Here is a 16,156-nt window from a genome sequence, read left to right as displayed (position 1 = left end):
ATCATGTAATTAATAATTTGGAGGCATATCCTAAAAACTGAATTCACAGACAAAAGCCATGTGGTCCTTTTCATAAGGCTCAAGGTTGATTTTTTCGATTACTCTAAATCCTGCTGTTTTTAATTTTGATTCCTCTTCTTTAAATATCTTTTTTGGAGATTTAGTTACATCAATACTCCTTGCCTTTATCATTAAAATCCCTATTCCATCGCCTTTTAAAAATAAACGCATGTTGTCCATGAAAAGCTCTGATTGTTTAGGCTGGGCCACATCAGAATATACAATATCAACCTTTTGAACCATATTCATGTAATTCTTTGGTTTTGTGGCGTCATCAAGGATTGGAATCATATTCTGGCGCTGATTGCAGACTTCAGCCAGATCCCTCATCATTCTAGGTGAAAATTCGACGCAGTATATCAAACCATCTTTTGATATATCTGAAATATGAGAGGGTGTTGTACCTGCTGATGCACCTAAATACAGTACTTTTGAGTCTTCTTTAAATGGAAATGTTTCTAAACCATTTAAAATTGCAGCTCCGAGCTTTGAACGTCTTGGATCCCATATCCTGTACTCTTTATCCTTGATTTCAACTAACCTTTCCCCATAAACTTTAATACCATTATTAACATTTTCCGTTGCTATATGGCCATCTATATCATAAATGCCGGGTAATATTTGAGTAATTTCCATTTAGTTTTCCCTCTCAAATTCATAATAATTAATTCAATTAAAATGCAGCAGCTTTTATCCTGCTGCATGTAATAAAAGCTAAAATTATCAGGTTTACAAAATTTAATAATAATCTTTGACTTTTTTCTTATATTTTTCCCTTTTTTTCTTCTTTTTCTTCCCTTTATCTTTTTTCTTATCTTCTTTGGATTTACTGGGCCTTGGAGGGAATGGATGTTCTTTTTTAATGGATTCAATTTTCTTATCAAAATTTTCTTTTAAAACAGGGTCTAATTCACCCGAATAAACATCTTTTCTAACTGCAATAGATATTTTAGCTGCCAGTGCCCTTGCAATTTTCCCTTTGAGCCACCACCTGGCACTTCTAATTTCAGGATGTTGATATATAAGTCCATGCTTAGGAGGTCTCTCTCCAGTTTTTTTATGCCTGAAAAGTGCTTTTTCTGCACCCATAATCTGGATAGTGCTTGATGGAAGTAATGCTAATTTTTCAATGCCACCAATATGAGCTATCAGTTTTGCACCAAGTGATGAGCCAATTAGATTGCTTAAATTTGGGGCAATTTCACTCATTTTTTGATCCACATAATCGGTGAGGGATTTTTTGGTATCTTGAAGCGATTTTACAGAGCCTGCAAATCCCTGAAGCACTTCAAGATCAGGGCCTTCCATTTCAGTTCCGGTGCTTTGACTTGATATTTTTATCTCATCTAAAAGTTCATTTTCAATTATAGTATCTCTATCACCGTATTCTGCAATTAATTTAATATATTTTTCATTATTTTTTATTTTATCAAGCTCAGGGAAGTTAAGTACATGCCATTCCCTTATTCTTTCAATTAACTTACCTGTAGCTTCGTCAATTTCATCTATTGCATTTATAGCCTGAATTAAAAACATGTCCCTCGCTTTTGATGCTTCTTTAAGTTTGTAATTTGTAAGTTCTAAAGATACGCTGTGTAAAACCTGATTTAAATCATCTTCAGAATCTATAAATCCAACTTCCTTCAAAATAGGGGTCATATTTGACCTTAAAAATTCCCCTCCAATGTTTGGAGTTTCAAATTTAAATTTAGACGCTCCTTTTAAATTATTATAATTTGAAATATTTAGGTTTGTTTCTATTATAATTGAATCACAATTTTTAACATTTCTTTTAAGTATAGCTTCCTCTTCACGGGTTAAATTACCACTGCTGACTTCAATCTGTCTTTCTATCAGATCCCTTTTTGGGAAAAGTTCATAATCCATAAGGTTAAAATCTTCATCCAAGATAATAAAACCCACAAAACAACTTGTAAGATAACATTTCATAGAATTAATCTGATCATAAAATGTTTTAAAGTTTCTTTTTATAAGTTAAATGTAACAGCTAAACTTGTCAATCTTTCAAAAATTAAATATCATAATAACTATTAAAATCAGGCAAATACTTTACAGGTAAAAATATGTTAGAAGTTGAACATGTCAACCACTCAAAAATTCACAGAATTTTTGGTGCTTGCAAAACCAAAGGTTTTGCAGCCGTGAAAATTGAAAAATTTTCACATGCCCCGAAAATTGTAGATTTTCGAGGGCTTTTTGTGAAAAAAGTTGATCAAAAACGACTGATCAATAACCATAGGTGCAATAAATGTTAGAAGTTGAATTATGTGACATAAAGATGAAAAATCCCACCATGTTAGCGGCAGGCGTGCTTGGAAGTACCGCAGCCTCGCTTAACTGGGCAGCAAGAAGCGGTGCAGGGGCTGTAGTAACCAAATCTTTCGGTTTACATCCAAACAAAGGTTATGTTAACCCCACAACCGTTGAAGTTACAGGCGGCATTATAAATGCTATAGGCCTTTCAAATCCAGGCGTAGATACATTTTACGGAGAATTAGAGAAAATCGAAAAAACAACGCCGACAATCGCTTCTATCTATGGTGCATCTGCCGAAGAATTCTCACAAATTGCAGCTAAAGTGGAAAATCTGGTGGACATAATTGAATTAAATGTCTCATGTCCACATGCCAAAAAAGGGTGCGGCGCTTCAATAGGTGCAGACCCCAAATTAACAGGAGAAATAGTAAAAGCTGTTAAAAATACGGTGGAAATCCCAGTAATTGCAAAATTAACACCTAATGTTACAGATATTGTTGAAATTGCATTAAGTGCTGAAAAAGCAGGTTGTGATGGGCTTACACTCATAAATTCCCTCGGTCCTGGAATGAAAATAGATTTAGATACTGCAAATCCGATTCTCTCAAACAAATTTGGAGGATTATCAGGACCTGCCATAAAACCAGTTGCACTTAGGTGCGTCTTTGATGTGTATGATGCAGTTGAAATTCCAGTAGTTGGCGTAGGCGGTATATCAGATTACAGAGACGCCATAGAATTTATATTTGCCGGCGCAAGGTGCGTTCAAATTGGTACCTCCATCATGTATAAAGGACTGGATATTTTCAAAGAAATCACCGACGGGATGAAAAAATTCATGTACAATAAAGGATATGAATCCATAGATGAAATGGTGGGAATAGCCCACAAATAATTCATAAATAAACTTAACAGATTATTAAATTTAAACACATTTTTAAGGCAGATAACATGCATGCTCCAAAAGTTGTTGAAATCAAAAGGATAATTGAAGAAACTGATACCATTAAAACGTTCATTTTCAATTGGGACGGCGAACCTGCAAAGCCAGGGCAGTTCATGATGTTATGGAATTTTCATGATGAAAAACCAATGTCAGTATCATTAATTGACCCCATAAAAGAAGAAATAGGTATATCTATTAAAAATATAGGCCCATTTACAGAAGCTATCCATTCCCTCCAAGTTGGAGATAAACTCGGCCTTAGAGGACCTTATGGGCGCGGATTTGAAATAACTGGATCTAAAATCCTTGCAGTGGGAGGAGGAGTTGGAATGGCACCCATATCAGCTTTCGTGAACGAAGCACGTGATAGAGGCGCGGATGTAGATGTTATAAGTGCAGCCACCACAAAAAATGAACTTTTATTCATGGATGAACTTAGGGCAGTTGATGTCAACGCTTATGCATGTACCGATGACGGGAGTTTTGGATTCTGCGGGTTTGCCACTGAATTTATGGAAGAGATCATTAAAGAAAAGGACTATGATATGGTGGTGACCTGCGGCCCTGAGATAATGATGAAAGGGGTCTTTGAAATAGTAGATAAACTAAAAATCCCGGCTCAGTTTTCAATGGAACGTTATATGAAATGCGGCATCGGAATATGCGGGCAGTGCTGCGTTGATGATACTGGGTGGAGGATATGTGCAGAAGGCCCTGTTTTCTGGACAGATGAAGTAAGGTTAATTACCGAATTTGGAAAATACAAAAGAGATGCATCAGGTATCAAGCATGATATTTAGACCATCTTAAATTCAAAAAATAATCAATATGAGTATTTAACACAAAGTAGATAACATGAATTACAGAATAAAAGGTACATTGACATCGGCAATATTTGTTGTAGCAGTTTTGCTCCTCATGTCATTTTTCGTGTTAACCCCCGTATTTAGCGCGATTATTCTAGGTGCAGTATTTGCATATGGAATCCGGCCAATATCAAAAAAAATGCTTCCTTATTTAAAATTTGAGACTGTTTCAATTATATTATCAATGATACTGGTGATTCTACCTTTAATTGTTCTTATTATAATCATCATAAATTCGTCCATAGAATCCATCCCTTTACTAACAGGAATAGCAAATAACGCTAATTTAGGAAACATAAATGACAGCACAATTCAGCAGTATGTACCTTCGGGGTATCAGACATATGTTGGTTCATTTTTAAACACTGTTCATGCAGCGCTGGGAGATATTTTAAAAAGTATTTTAACTTACCTTGTTGAAAAATTAAAATCAGTTCCAGACATTTTATTCGAACTTTTCATATTCTTCGCGTCCACTTTCTATATAGCAAAGGATGGAGATAAGTTATGGGAATACATTACATATGCAATCCCCAGTGAGAGAGAACATTACTTCGATACTCTCTTTAAAGAAGTAGAAAAGGTCCTAAAAAGCATATTTGTGGGCCATTTTCTTACAAGTATTATAATAGGTGTACTTGCAGGTGTTGGATTTGCAATTATAGGATACCCATTTGCTTCACTTTTAGGGATATTAACTGGATTTTTCCAGCTTATACCGTTTATAGGGCACTGGCCAATCCCATTAATACTTGCTGCATATGGATTTTTAACTGGAAGCTATATAAAAGCTGTTGCAGTACTAATGCTTGGACTTATCATGAGCATAGTTGCTGATTTCTATTTGAGGCCTAAATTATCAGGCAGATACGCAGATATTCATCCATTGATATTTATACTTGGATTCTTGTGTGGACCTCTTGTATTTGGATTAGTAGGTTTCATTTTAGGCCCCCTAATTTTAGGAGTTACATATGCTGCAGTTATTTCATTTAAAAAAGAGAATCCAGATACAAATTCAAAAGAAGATAAAAACAAGTCTGCTGAAGATAAAAAATTAGAAAAATAGAGTATTCTGGACATTATTGTCTTTTTTCAAGCATGAAATAATTATAAATGGAATGCAGGGGTTGTGGTAACAGTTTTACATCCCCATTTCTTGCATCGTTTACCATGGCAGGCATGTTATAATCATACTCATTTTCACACATTTTAACCATTTCTTTGGCTTTACGGCTGCTAAAAGCAAAAATTCTCTTTGCAAGGAATGATTTCACATGGTTACCCTTTGCCATTTTGAAATATTCATCAAGTAATATTTCTGCCCAATTTAAGCTGTGGCGCCATGATTCCATTAAAAGTTCACATTCTTTACGCGTCATTTTATCCATTGAAAACGATTCTGATTTTTTCCTCAAGCCCCCTTGAGAAACAAAAAACAAAGGAACAATTATACTTTTGAACTCTTTTAATTCCCGAACCAGATCAATTGTCAACTGTATATCATGCTCGGTTTCACCAGGAATTCCAATGATTAAAGTGGAAACAGGGACCCATGAATTATCGGATAAGATCTGAAACGCGTCCATTACAACTTGAGGCCATTCCTCAGGAGTATAAGGTTTACATTTGCCACCCATAATGTCATTGATTAATCGAGGGCTGCCAGTTTCTATACCTGTTTGACCACTTAACCATTTACCATTTTCACCAAGATTTAGAATGTTTGATATCTCTTCCACGGCATCTGGAGCACTAGCAACAGATGATAAGGCAAAATGACTAATTTGAACTTGATCAACTTCAGGGTAACTTGAAATTTGTCTGAACAAGTCAGTTACAGCTCCGGTATTAACATGAAAACCTTTAGCCTTGTATCTAAGAATATCCTCTGCATGAAGTAATGGCTGTCTTCCAGACTGGAGATTCAATTCCACTTCTTTAAGAATATGTTCAACAGGTAAGCACCGGAATCGCTTAAGATTTGGGGCGCAAAACTTACATCCGCGTCCGCATCCCCTTGAAATTTCCACAATTCCATCTATAGTTGGGTTTTTAATTAGAGGTATTTCTTCCTCTCCTACTACTTCTCCATGGACAACACCAGGCAGTTCCTTGTTGTTTACTGCTTTTTCAACAAGTTTACCCACCACTTTTTCGCCATCTCCAATAATGACACTGTCCAATCCAAACCTATTCCTGATCTCAGCATCTTCAAGCTGCCATGCCCCAGGCCCACCTATAATAATTTTAGGTTTGTATTCTTGTACATTAGGGTGATTCAGTAGTTCTTCGAACTTTATTGACATGTAAGCTTCTCCACCGAACATATTTCGAAACATAGATGTTGCAGGGGCTATTCCAAGGGGATCAATTTCTGTTATAGACAAAACTTTGGTATTTGGGCCAATTACTTTATCTAAGTGGTCAGGGTGGGCAACCATAATATCTTCACTTTTAAAGCCATTGTTTAGCAGTGCAGCTTCAATTTTTCTGGTTCCACACGGTGCATTCGTAGTTGAACCATCTCTATTTACTCCAATGGATGGACAAAATGCCGAAAAATATAATTTATCGGGTATTACTCCCTTAGACACACATGCCCCAAATCCCAGAAACACTAATCCATTATAATGACTCATGAGTGTCCTATTAGCTGTTAAAACAATTTTATATCCTTTATTTTTTGCCATTTTCATCCCATGATCACTTCCAATTTTTAAAGATAAAATTGTCAAAGTTTCAGGTAATCCCCAATTATATTATAATGTAATGCACCCCAAATAATATTATATTTGTAATAAGTAGTACAATAATTATTTTGGCAAATTCCATAGTTTACAAAAATAGAAATCCAGATACTATATTAAATGAGGATCAACAGCCCCAAGCTACATTACAAAAATAATAGTCAAAATAAATATCTAATTTTTAGAATAATTAAAAAATAATTAAAAAAAATATATCCCTGTATTTACAGGGTTTAACTCAAGTTTATGTTTATGGAATTAGAGAGTACTGAATGTTTAGCACCGCTGGTATCAGTGAAGCTTACGCTAAATCCACCAATATAGAACGGGTTTGAAACTGTAGCATTAGCGCCGAAATCCTGTTGAACTTCTTTATCTGTAGGTATATGTATCTGATGAGTGAATGTTCTGGTTTCTCCAGGATTTAAGGTTCCAATAGTTTGTTCAAAGTCTTGACTGCTAATTTTTACATCAGCTACCTGTTCATTTCCATTATTTGTAACTTTGTAAGTAATGGTTACATTATCACCTTTTTTGGCTGTTTTAGGCCCAGATTGAGTTGCCACCACATCAACTGCCTTAGCACTTGATGTATTTGATGCATTCTGCTGTACAGTAGTGTTATTTTGTTGAGTAGTGTTATTTCCTGGCTGAGTACATCCTGAAACAAAAACTACAGCTGCTAAAACAACTATTATTAATGCTACTCCTATTTTTTTATTCGTTTAAACTCCTCCTATCAAGTATATACGACATATGAATAATTATTAGTAAACTTAGGAGCATATATAATTTACTCATTTAGCACTGTTTTTTAGAGATATAAACAACTCAAATTGGTTTATTTAAAAATAGAAAGATTCACTACGAGAATTAATTCATGATAATTTGAGCTGTTTATCTTTCCTGATTAATTCATCAAATTCTAAACCTTTGCTGAAGGCCAAATCAACTGTAACTTTGTAATTATCTCCCCTAGTTTTAGCGAGATCATGTAAATGCACAAAACGCCATTTTTTATTCTTAAATTTAGCTCCCAAATAAGGTTCTGCACCAAAAATCTCTGAAAATTCTTTTAATCCCATTATTTTTTCAGAGTTAATATAAATATGATCTGCAGAAGTTGATTTAACCTCAATTGCAAGATAAACCTTGCCGTTACCTGCGATAATATCAGGAAGTGGCTTTTTAGTTGCTCCTCCAGATGCTGGAGCCCTCATAGCTGCACAATCTGCATTCCATAGCATTTTAACTAATTCTCTTTCTACACGTGAACCCTTGTTGGCCATTTTATCCCGCTTGTAATCCCTTTTAAAACTTGAAAATTTTAATCTAATATACATTAATTCTAAGGATATATAATTCTATCATGCGGTTTAGATCAAGACTAGGTAAAAAATAATTTAATCCAGAATAACTCCCAAAATAACATTTAATGTTAAATTTCGTAATATTCCATATTTGAAGCCTTGAAAGTTCCGTTCTTGCCAGGCGCCCTTATCCACTCTATTCGCGCATTTTTAGCAATTAAATTCTTATCCGTGAAAATAATATCCACTATCATACCTGAATAATCATCAACAGGATTAAAAGTAATGAATTTTGAAAAAGATCCTTTATAACTGTATTTATTCTTTAAAAACCATTGTATAAGATTCACTCCTTCCATATACCCTATTAATTCTCCGTTGCACATGACATCGCATTTAAGTGAATTACAGGTTCTTTCCATTTTTAGCATGATATTCATCTACATACTTATGTCATTATCATATTAGTTATAACTTAGTTCTTAAAATAAAAATGTTGCTTATATCACACAGTATTACTTCCCAATGCAGAAATTAATAGATAAAAAAAGATTATAGTAAGGCCAGGGCCGAGATTCGAACCCGAGTCGTGGGATCCACAGTCCCAAAGGATAACCACCTACCCCACCCCAGCATGTTTACTTGGTTTGAATGGTAGTGCATAAATAATTTTCTAAATATTATTTTAAAACCAGTTACAGCCAGTTTACTAAATGAAACAAATTAAAAACTAAATATTTAATCTGGCAATTAACTAATTAAAATCATCTACATACAAGTCTAAAATTAGCATTTGGATTTATTGACAAACATTAAAGTAAAATAAAGATATTAAATTGAATTAATGTAAAAATAGAGTTAGAATATAAGATTAAATTACCAGTAGAATTTATTTTAAAATAAAAGATTAAAGTAAGGCCAGGGCCGAGATTCGAACCCGAGTCGTGGGATCCACAGTCCCAAAGGATAACCACCTACCCCACCCCAGCATGTTTACTTGGTTTGAATGGTAGTGCATAAATAATTTTCTAAATATTATTTTAAAACCAGTTACAGCCAGTTTACTAAATGAAACAAATTAAAAACTAAATATTTAATCTGGCAATTAACTAATTAAAATCATCTACATACAAGTCTAAAATTAGCATTTGGATTTATTGACAAACATTAAAGTAAAATAAAGATATTAAATTGAATTAATGTAAAAATAGAGTTAGAATATAAGATTAAATTACCAGTAGAATTTATTTTAAAATAAAAGATTAAAGTAAGGCCAGGGCCGAGATTCGAACCCGAGTCGTGGGATCCACAGTCCCAAAGGATAACCACCTACCCCACCCCGGCACTTGAATGAAAAGTAATCATAAGTGGGAATATTCAATGCGGGAGCAGGGATTCGAACCCTGGTAGGCCTGCGCCAACAGGTCCTAAGCCTGTCCCCTTTGGCCAGCTCGGGCACCCCCGCCAGCACAAGTTGATTTGATTATAAGAAATGCTCCGGCCGGGATTCGAACCCGAGTCTTCGGCTCGAAAGGCCGAAATGATTGGCCGGACTACACTACCGGAGCTTACGAAATTTTCGAAAATCTAAGATTTTCGATACAGCGAATCAAAGATTCGCATGATTTATTTTGTTGCATTCGAGAGCAAATGAAAAACTTTAACGTTCAAAACCTCTCAGAAATCTTTGATTTCTGATAGCACAAAAACCTTCGGTCTTTTAAGCTTTGATTTTAAAGCATATAAAACTATCGAATTTTTATTTTGACTTATGAAAAGTGGGCCCAATGGGGTTCGAACCCATGGCCGCCCGGTTATGAGCCGGGCGCTCTACCTGGCTAAGCTATGGGCCCAGAGCGCCGCCGGCAGGACTCGAACCTGCGACCAATCGGTTAACAGCCGAACGCTCTACCTACTGAGCTACGGCGGCAATGCCGTGCGATTTTTGCAAACATAAAGACAGCGTTTGCAAGAGTTACAAATTTTTTGATATTTAAACTCGAAACTGAAAGTTTCAAGAGATTAGAATTTAGCACTATTTGTGACGTATTTTCTAAGTTAGTCATCATAGTATATAAACGTTTTGGCTGTGCCAATTCACAGTATAACTTCATCTTCGGCTCTTATAACATATATACTTTGTTGTTACTGGGTTATATATATTTTATTTATTTCATAACAAATAAAAGAAACACAAAAACTAATAAAAGAATTCAAATTGATCTAATAAAAAGACTTTAAATGTTTTATTTTCTAAATTCATTATAAAACTATTATATAGAAACTCATTCTAACACATCTCAAGGTGAATTATGAATCTCATTAACAAAATTAAAAACTTCGAAACCCTCGATCTCATGCAGGAAGCTAATAAAATTACCCTTGCTGAGCACGGAAACAAAATAACACTTGAACGGGCCATTTTCCTTTCATGGTGGTGTGATAAAGGGGACTGCCTTTTCTGTTACATGTCATCACAGAAACCTAAAATTAAAGAACCTCAAAAAGCCAGGCGAAATGTAAACTCGATTTTAGCAGAAGCTGAGCTCTGCAGAAGAACGGGCATGAAAATTGAATTCTTATCTGGAGGATATGGTTCTTATTCAACTGACGAAATAAGGAATATTTCACGGGAAATCTATGGAATAACTGGAGAACCTGTCTGGCTGAATATTGGAATTACAAAAGACCTTGAAGAGTATGGAGAAGAAATTGCAGGGATCACAGGGGCTGTAGAAGTTGCAAATCCCGAACTGCATGATAAAATCTGCCCAAGCAAGTCACTTGAAGACATAACTGAAATGCTTGAATTTGCAGGAGACTTAGGGTTCCAAAAAGCTATAACTGTTATTTTAGGCCTTGGAGAAACTCCTGATGATTTAAAATATTTATTTGACATGATAGAAAATGTTGGGATTGATAGGGTTACATTTTACTCATTAAATCCACATAAAGAGACTATTTATGAAAACGAACCTCAACCGGCTTCCCTTTATTATGCAGGAGTAGTGGCTGCAACCAGAATAAAATTCCCAAAGCTCAAGATAATTACAGGGACATGGATAGATAACCTTGCAAACATGGGGCCTCTGCTTTTAAGCGGGGCAAACGGACTTACTAAATTCCCATTATTTAAAATGTTCGGGACCCGTTATGGAAAAAGGGTTGAAGAAGAAGTTTATTGGGCTGGAAGAGAACTAATTGGTACCTTTACAGATATTGATGCACTTACAAAAAGCAAATCAAAAAATCCGGAGCTTGAGCCTTTTATCCAGCGTTATGTCAATAAATGCATTAAATAATCATATATTTAATATTAACCAGAGATCTGATAAATCAACGTGCTTGACTAAGTTTTATCTTAGCTAAACACTTTTAAAATATCATAAATACAGATTAAATTGAACTGCATACAACCATATCTAATATTTTCAATAGGAGTATCTATAACGATATATTCATAAGTGTCCTAATAATAAAACAAATACTGAATAAAATTTTTGTTAATTTTAAAAAAATAACACTAATCTAATCATCGATTGAATTTGAGGAGGAATTACCATTAAGATGAAATGCGGACTTGAAATTCACGTTCAGCTTGAAACTGATTCTAAACTTTTCTGTGATTGCCGTACAAATTATCAGGATGCTCCGGCAAACACAAACATTTGCTTTGTCTGTCTTAACCAGCCTGGTGCAAAGCCATATCCACCAAATGAAGATGCAGTTAACAATGCAATTAAGATAGCTTTAATGCTTGGATGTAAGATAGCGGAAAATGAAACTTACTTCATGAGAAAGCATTATGATTACCCTGATCTTTCATCTGGTTACCAGAGAACTTCGATCCCTATAGGGTATGAAGGTAACCTGAACGGTATACGAATTCGTGAAGTTCACCTGGAAGAAGATCCAGCCCAATACAAACCAGATTTAGGAGTGGTAGATTTTAACAGATCTGGAATTCCACTTATCGAAATTGTAACAGAACCAGATATGACCTCTCCTGAAGAAGCAAGGACCTTCCTTCGCGAACTAATAAGAGTTCTGGAATACAGCGGCAGTGCCCGTGGAGAAGGAACAATGAGGGCTGATGTTAACATATCCCTTGAAGGTGGAAAGAGGGCCGAAATAAAGAATGTAAACTCCATAAGGGGAGCATACAAAGCCCTTAAATATGAAATAATAAGGCAGAAAAATCTCCTTAGAAGAGGAGTGGAAATAAAACAGGAAACAAGAGCATTCCTTGAATCGCAAATGATCACAGTTCCAATGCGTCTTAAAGAAGAGGCTGACGATTACAGGTACATACCCGATCCAGATCTCCCTCCAATGGTGGCAGAAGATGAACAGGTGGAATGTATAAAAGAGAACATGCCAGAGCCTCCCCATATAAAATCAGAACGATTTATTGAGGAATATGGAATAGCAGAAGAATATTCAAAGGTCATTACATCAGAACTCGCACTTGCAGATGCATATGAAGAAGTTGCAAAGAAAATAGATCCTTCATTTGCAGCATTATGGATGAGGGATGAGCTTAAAAGGATTCTTAACTACAATAAAATGGGATTTGCTGACAGTGGAATAACAACGGATAATATCGTTGAACTCCTGAAGCTTATACAAGATAAAAAAGTAACTCCAAAAGCTGCAAAGAAAATAATTGAAAAAATGCCTAAAAACAAGGATTCACCAGCTAAAATTGCGGAAGAACTTGGTTTAATTGGTGTAAGTGATGAGGAAAGCGTTTTAAAAGCTGTAAAGCAAGCTATAGATGAAAACCCTCAAGCAGTATCGGATTATCATGAAGGCAAAAAAGGGGCAATGAATTTCTTAATAGGGCAAGTCATGAGACTTACTCGTGGAAAAGCAGACCCTGGAGAAACAGCTAAGTTTTTAAGCGAAGCTTTAAAATGAAAAACCATTTTATATTGAAAATTAACTATTTTTTAATTTTTTTATTATCCCCATATTGCAGGTCTTTTAATCTATTTAAGTGATAAAAACGACTATATTTATTGGCTCCCCAATATACATAGATTTTTTAGTCACTTCAAACAGATTATTACCAAGATACTTTCAGGAATTTTAATCTGAATCAGGTCTTTAAATGGTAAAGAATGTTTTAGATATGATTCTATGGCATCCAGAAATAGAAATTGAGAAATGTAAAATAACTTACGTGCATAGGGGCGCTCCAGGAAACCTTAAGACCATTGAAGGGAGCTGTATAAATAAATTAGAACGTGGATTTTTAATATTAAAGGAAGGTACACAAATTCCATGCCATAGAATTGTTAAGATTAAATGCAATGATGAATTAATATGGAATAAATAATTTAAAGTAATATATAAAACTTTATTATATTCTCATAATTTTAGATTAAAGGAGTGTTTAAATGAGTGAATCATCCCTTGTAAAGCATTATATGACAAAGGAAGTCATAACAGTAACGCCAAATACCCCAAATGAAGAAGTCATCAAATTAATGAAAACCACCGGACACGACGGATTTCCAGTTAAAACAAATGGTGAAGTATTAGGCATGGTAACTGCCTTTGATTTACTCCTGAAACCATGGGACAATTTAGTTAAAGACATCATGTCAACAGATATAGTAGTTGCAGACCAGGACATGTCCATAAATGATGCTGCCAGAGTAATGTTTAGAATGGGAATATCAAGACTTCCAGTTATAGATAAAGAAGAGAAGTTAGTAGGCATAATTACAAATACCGATATTGTGAGATCTCATATCGAAAGATCAACTCCAATGAAAGTGAATTACTTCAAAAAGACATTGGAACAGCTTTACGGGGTTAAAACGAAATTATCAAGGAGAAAAGTACCTACGGCCAGGCTCAGACCAACCCAAAATAAAATATATGCAGATGAACTCCAGGGAAGGACATATGAACTTAAAAGAGGCCTTGCAGAGCCAACCATCACCGTCAAAAGTGGAGATAGATATATTTTAGTAGATGGCCATCACAGAACAGTTGCAGCTTCCCATCTGGGTTATAAAAAAATTGATTCTTATGTAATTGAACTGGAAAAAGATATCAAACTGGGATTAGAGAAAACCGCAGACAAAGAAGGCATATATTCCCTTGATGATATAGAGATAATAGACGATGCACAGCACCCCTTGATAGCTATAACCGGCAGTATCAGGAAAAGCATAAAATAATTTAACCATTGATTTTCAGGAGATATAAAATGAAAGATACAATTATAAGAGATGTCTATCGTGTTTTAGAGGATAGACGTGACAATCCAATTGATTCTTACACCTCAAATATAATGAAAGACGATAAAAAACGGGGCGAAGATAAAATACTTGAGAAAGTGGGCGAAGAAGCTGCAGAAGTTATAATTGCATCTAAAAATGATGAAAATTTAGTTTATGAATCAGTTGATCTTATTTTTCACACTTTGCTTCTTCTTGTATACAAAGGCGTTGATATCGACGATATCTTTGATGAATTCGAAAGAAGGCATAAATAATATGTGTTTTAGACAACTAACTGCCAATTTTTTGCAGGATTAATATTTTTATTTATTGACATTTCAATGATCGGTTTTTTAAAATTTGAATTATCTCTCTTTTTCCTTACCTTCATAGTAAATTATTTTCACTTTTTCTTCAGTTATAAGCCCGCCCTTTATTATTCCTTCCAACTTGACTTTGATCATTTCAATCTTATCTTTCGTATCAACAACTTCAATTACAATAGGTAAATCTGTTGAAAGCTGTAGTATCGCTGTTGAATGGATATAGCTTGTTTTTCCAAATCCTCCTATTGCCCGGAGTACAGTTGCACCTGCCAGTCCTTCATTTTTAAACATTTCAAGGAGATACTTGTAAAGCGGTTTTCCTTTATATCTATCAGATTCCCCTATAAATATTCTAAGCAAAATAGCTTCTGACTCTTTTTTCATTTTAAACCTTCCACAAGTTTAATGCAGTAATTTTACCAAGATAAATGGCAAATACTGTAAGTAAGACTGTTCCTATAATATTTATACTCAGCAGCAGTAATTCATTTTGCTCCAGTAGCCGGAAGGTTTCATAACTGAATGTTGACATGGTTGTAAATGAACCAAGTAGCCCTATAGTTAAAAAAATCCTTGCTTCTTCACTGAAAAACCCTCCAAATTCAGAAGAGTACATTATAAAACCCATGAAAAAGCTCCCAATAATGTTGATACCAAGGGTACCTAAAGGAAAAACCGATGATTTAGACTGCATTAACCCACTGAATGCAAACCTTAAAATGGCTCCAATAAATCCACCAAGCCCGATCCAGAGCCAGAAATTCATAAGTTCTGTTTTTAACATACAATCAACCTATCCATTAAAAAATGAAAATTAAATCTCTAAAACTTAACTTCCTTTCTTTACTTCTTCCATAAACCTTTCTTTAATCTCTTCAGGTTCCATATCAATTACAGGAACATTTGCATTTCCAGGTTTAACTTTTATGTGCACAAAAACTGGCCCTTCTGCATCAAGGGCTTCTTTAAAGTTAATTTCTTCTTCAAATACAAATGTATTTTTAAATCCTATTGATTTTGCAACCTTCAAAAGATCGATCTTCGTTGTGTATGTGCACTGCGACCCTGTAGAGCCGTAGCACTGGTTATCAAAGACAACCAATATAAAATTTTCAGGATTTTGGCTGAAAATGGTTACAAGAGTTCCCATATTCATTAAAACTGATCCATCCCCATCAAAAGATACCACTTTTCTTTTTCCTGACATCGCAAGTCCAAGACCAATGGATGATGACATTCCCATAGATCCTAACATATAAAAGTGAGTGGGAGAATCTTTAACTGCGTATAATTCTCTGGATGGAAATCCGATGTTACAGATTACAAGTTCATCATTAAGACTTTCTGCTACTTCTTTTATGGCTTCAATACGTTCCATAGTATCA

The 16,156-nt window shown here is 34.9% G+C and carries 17 protein-coding genes and 7 tRNA genes; 8 read left to right on the top strand and 16 right to left on the bottom strand.

The annotated features are described in order from the left end of the window. Positions 1–30: 30 nt before the first annotated feature. Both AAGU07_RS10880 and AAGU07_RS10875 read right to left on the bottom strand, forming a co-directional pair. On the bottom strand, positions 31–696 hold the full coding sequence (locus tag AAGU07_RS10880) for a fibrillarin-like rRNA/tRNA 2'-O-methyltransferase (RefSeq protein WP_342459101.1): 666 nt from the start codon (positions 694–696) through the stop codon (positions 31–33). Positions 697–798: 102 nt separating this feature from the next. Beyond that, the gene (locus tag AAGU07_RS10875) at positions 799–2,010 is read right to left on the bottom strand and encodes an ATP-binding protein (protein WP_342459100.1); all 1,212 of its coding nucleotides are present in this window, start codon (positions 2,008–2,010) and stop codon (positions 799–801) included. Positions 2,011–2,329: 319 nt separating this feature from the next. Between AAGU07_RS10875 and AAGU07_RS10870 the strand changes: the two genes are divergently transcribed. From AAGU07_RS10870 to AAGU07_RS10860, 3 genes are read left to right on the top strand one after another with little or no spacing between them, the layout of a single operon-like run. After that, positions 2,330–3,232, top strand: coding sequence for a dihydroorotate dehydrogenase (locus AAGU07_RS10870; RefSeq protein ID WP_342459099.1), 903 nt, complete (start codon positions 2,330–2,332; stop codon positions 3,230–3,232). Between the two features lie 56 nt (positions 3,233–3,288). Next, the gene (locus AAGU07_RS10865) at positions 3,289–4,083 is read left to right on the top strand and encodes a dihydroorotate dehydrogenase electron transfer subunit (protein WP_342459098.1); all 795 of its coding nucleotides are present in this window, start codon (positions 3,289–3,291) and stop codon (positions 4,081–4,083) included. Between the two features lie 55 nt (positions 4,084–4,138). After that, the gene (locus tag AAGU07_RS10860; RefSeq protein ID WP_342459097.1) at positions 4,139–5,218 is read left to right on the top strand and encodes an AI-2E family transporter; all 1,080 of its coding nucleotides are present in this window, start codon (positions 4,139–4,141) and stop codon (positions 5,216–5,218) included. Between the two features lie 13 nt (positions 5,219–5,231). On the opposite strand, the gene AAGU07_RS10855 is transcribed toward AAGU07_RS10860, so the two are convergent. The 11 genes from AAGU07_RS10855 to AAGU07_RS10805 form a co-directional block, all read right to left on the bottom strand. Next, positions 5,232–6,842 (bottom strand): radical SAM protein, encoded by a 1,611-nt coding sequence (locus AAGU07_RS10855; RefSeq protein ID WP_342459096.1) that lies wholly within the window; start codon positions 6,840–6,842, stop codon positions 5,232–5,234. A gap of 290 nt (positions 6,843–7,132) precedes the next feature. Further along, a complete protein-coding gene (locus tag AAGU07_RS10850; RefSeq protein ID WP_342459370.1) occupies positions 7,133–7,594 on the bottom strand; it encodes a CARDB domain-containing protein in 462 nt (153 codons plus the stop codon). 183 nt (positions 7,595–7,777) lie between these two features. Next, positions 7,778–8,188: a Holliday junction resolvase Hjc gene (gene hjc, locus AAGU07_RS10845; RefSeq protein WP_342459095.1), complete on the bottom strand. Its 411-nt coding sequence runs from the start codon at positions 8,186–8,188 to the stop codon at positions 7,778–7,780. 149 nt (positions 8,189–8,337) lie between these two features. After that, entirely contained in the window at positions 8,338–8,640 is a 303-nt protein-coding gene (locus AAGU07_RS10840) for a hypothetical protein (protein ID WP_342459094.1), read from the bottom strand. A gap of 130 nt (positions 8,641–8,770) precedes the next feature. Next, positions 8,771–8,843, bottom strand: a tRNA-His gene (locus tag AAGU07_RS10835). A gap of 282 nt (positions 8,844–9,125) precedes the next feature. Next, positions 9,126–9,198 (bottom strand) — tRNA-His (locus tag AAGU07_RS10830). Positions 9,199–9,480: 282 nt separating this feature from the next. Beyond that, positions 9,481–9,553: transfer RNA gene (locus AAGU07_RS10825), tRNA-His, on the bottom strand. Positions 9,554–9,590: 37 nt separating this feature from the next. Next, a tRNA-Leu gene (locus tag AAGU07_RS10820) sits at positions 9,591–9,674 on the bottom strand. 28 nt (positions 9,675–9,702) lie between these two features. Continuing rightward, positions 9,703–9,777 (bottom strand) — tRNA-Glu (locus AAGU07_RS10815). A 211-nt stretch (positions 9,778–9,988) separates the two neighbouring features. Further along, positions 9,989–10,062 (bottom strand) — tRNA-Ile (locus tag AAGU07_RS10810). 4 nt (positions 10,063–10,066) lie between these two features. After that, positions 10,067–10,139: transfer RNA gene (locus AAGU07_RS10805), tRNA-Asn, on the bottom strand. Positions 10,140–10,521: 382 nt separating this feature from the next. On the opposite strand from AAGU07_RS10805, the gene AAGU07_RS10800 reads away from it, so the two are divergent. The 5 genes from AAGU07_RS10800 to hisE all read left to right on the top strand — a co-directional run bounded on the left by AAGU07_RS10800 (position 10,522) and on the right by hisE (position 14,720). Beyond that, the gene (locus AAGU07_RS10800; protein WP_342459093.1) at positions 10,522–11,511 is read left to right on the top strand and encodes a radical SAM protein; all 990 of its coding nucleotides are present in this window, start codon (positions 10,522–10,524) and stop codon (positions 11,509–11,511) included. Positions 11,512–11,776: 265 nt separating this feature from the next. Continuing rightward, positions 11,777–13,129, top strand: a complete 1,353-nt coding sequence (gatB, locus tag AAGU07_RS10795; RefSeq protein ID WP_342459092.1) for an Asp-tRNA(Asn)/Glu-tRNA(Gln) amidotransferase subunit GatB — start codon at positions 11,777–11,779, stop codon at positions 13,127–13,129. Positions 13,130–13,322: 193 nt separating this feature from the next. Then, the gene (locus AAGU07_RS10790) at positions 13,323–13,550 is read left to right on the top strand and encodes a DUF504 domain-containing protein (protein ID WP_342459091.1); all 228 of its coding nucleotides are present in this window, start codon (positions 13,323–13,325) and stop codon (positions 13,548–13,550) included. Positions 13,551–13,611: 61 nt separating this feature from the next. Beyond that, complete coding sequence (locus tag AAGU07_RS10785; protein ID WP_342459090.1) at positions 13,612–14,403, top strand: CBS domain-containing protein; 792 nt, start codon at positions 13,612–13,614, stop codon at positions 14,401–14,403. A 29-nt stretch (positions 14,404–14,432) separates the two neighbouring features. Continuing rightward, positions 14,433–14,720 (top strand): phosphoribosyl-ATP diphosphatase, encoded by a 288-nt coding sequence (hisE, locus tag AAGU07_RS10780; protein WP_342459089.1) that lies wholly within the window; start codon positions 14,433–14,435, stop codon positions 14,718–14,720. Between the two features lie 90 nt (positions 14,721–14,810). Here hisE and AAGU07_RS10775 read toward each other — a convergent pair whose 3' ends face one another. The 3 genes from AAGU07_RS10775 to comE are packed head-to-tail and all read right to left on the bottom strand — an operon-like array spanning position 14,811 to position 16,149. Beyond that, complete coding sequence (locus tag AAGU07_RS10775) at positions 14,811–15,155, bottom strand: DUF190 domain-containing protein (RefSeq protein WP_342459088.1); 345 nt, start codon at positions 15,153–15,155, stop codon at positions 14,811–14,813. 1 nt (position 15,156) lies between these two features. Continuing rightward, entirely contained in the window at positions 15,157–15,555 is a 399-nt protein-coding gene (crcB, locus tag AAGU07_RS10770) for a fluoride efflux transporter CrcB (protein WP_342459087.1), read from the bottom strand. A gap of 45 nt (positions 15,556–15,600) precedes the next feature. Beyond that, the gene (gene comE, locus AAGU07_RS10765; protein WP_342459086.1) at positions 15,601–16,149 is read right to left on the bottom strand and encodes a sulfopyruvate decarboxylase subunit beta; all 549 of its coding nucleotides are present in this window, start codon (positions 16,147–16,149) and stop codon (positions 15,601–15,603) included. Positions 16,150–16,156: the final 7 nt, after the last annotated feature.

Origin of the sequence: Methanobacterium sp., assembly GCF_038562635.1 — an archaeon.
In the GTDB taxonomy this organism is placed as follows: Archaea; Methanobacteriota; Methanobacteria; order Methanobacteriales; family Methanobacteriaceae; genus Methanobacterium_D.
This window is presented reverse-complemented; position numbering and strand designations above follow the sequence as displayed.